The following is a 1,395-nucleotide window of genomic DNA, read 5'->3' as shown; positions in this document are numbered from 1 at the left end:
GACCGCCCCTCCGCCCCCGCAGCCGTCCGGGAGGGCGCGCGCCTCTTCGCCGGCACCGGCGGACGAGGGCCGCACGGACCAAGCCGGCCCCTCCCCACGGTCCGGGCGGGCCGACAACTCCCGTACGCCTCACCGGTGGACGAGCCGCCGGAGGTGGTGCGGCAGACGGACGAGCGCCCGGGGGCCGACCGACCGGACCGGCCCCCGGGGCTGAAGATCGACTCTGGACGACCACATCGAGACCACGGATACTCACCAGAACATGCACAGTGAAGACACACGTCGAATACGGAGCTCCGGAGGCCGACGCAGGGCCCCGGCGGCCGCCGCCTCCGGGGCACGGTCCTCGCGCACACAGAGCCGGAAGCGGTCCCGGCAGCGCCGAAGACGCCTGCGGACACGCCGCGCGATCCTCGCCGGGGTGGTCGTCGCGGTCGCCGCCGTCGGCGCGTTCCTCTTCGTGGACCCTCCGTGGCAGCACGACGACGACGCGCTCGCCGCCGGCCGGGCGCCCACCGCCTCCCAGACCCCGCCCTCCCCCGAGGCGTCCCCGAGCGCCGAGCCCTCGAAGTCCCCGGAGCCCTCACCGAGTACCGAGAAGACGGTGGACCCGGACTCCGTGCCGGAGTCGGGTCCCGGCACCTTCACGGTGGCCCGCGCCGGGGTCTCCTCGTCCGGCGGCGGCAACCCCTACCGCGTCGAGGTGGAGGACGGCATAGGCGTCGACCCGGACAGTGCCGCCGAGGACGTGGCCGCGATACTCGCCGACCCGCGGGGCTGGAACGAGGGCGGAACCCGCTCCTTCCGCCAGGTCGCCGACGGCTCCGCCGGTCTGGTGATACGCATCGGGACCCCCGCGACCACCGACAAGCTCTGCGGGCAGTACGACCTGGACACCGGTGGCGAGGTGAACTGCCGCGGCGGGGAGAACGTCATGGTCAACCTCCGCCGCTGGCTGCTGGGTTCACCGACGTTCGACGGCTCCGCCGCCGAGTACCGCGCTCTGATCATCAACCACGAGGTCGGCCACTGGCTGGGCCACGGGCACGAGACCTGTCCCGGCCCGGGCAAACCGGCCCCCGCGATGATGCAGCAGATCAAGGGCTTGAAGGGCTGCAAGTCCAACGCCTGGCCGTACACCCCGGACGGCACCTACCTGGGCGGCCCCTCGGTGCCCTGAGGTTTCGCGCCCGGCGGCCCGGGGCCGCGCGCTCAGCTCGCCCGGAAGAGGAGCCGGCCGCCGAGCACCGTGGCGACACAGCTGCCCGCGCCCCGCGCGGCCAGCTCCCCCGCGTCCCGTACGCCGAAGACGGCCAGGTCCGCCGGGTCGCCGGCCCCCGGCGGCGGCCCGGCCGGGAGGCCGGTGCCCGCCAGCGGGTCCAGGGAGGCCGGGAG

General features: G+C 75.2%; 1 protein-coding gene and 1 pseudogene. One reads left to right on the top strand and one right to left on the bottom strand.

The genetic code is table 11. The features are described from left to right. The first annotated feature begins 409 nt into the window (after positions 1-409). Entirely contained in the window at positions 410-1,180 is a 771-nt protein-coding gene (locus tag IH13_RS0106200; RefSeq protein ID WP_031081715.1) for a DUF3152 domain-containing protein, read from the top strand. A gap of 32 nt (positions 1,181-1,212) precedes the next feature. Here the strand turns inward: IH13_RS0106200 and IH13_RS0106195 are convergent. After that, a pseudogene (locus IH13_RS0106195) lies at positions 1,213-1,395 on the bottom strand (hypothetical protein); the annotation flags it as partial.

This window comes from Streptomyces sp. NRRL WC-3549, from assembly GCF_000721935.1.
Lineage (GTDB): Bacteria > Actinomycetota > Actinomycetes > Streptomycetales > Streptomycetaceae > Streptomyces.
Note: the sequence above shows the minus strand (reverse complement) of the source record. Positions and strands in the feature narration are given on the sequence as shown.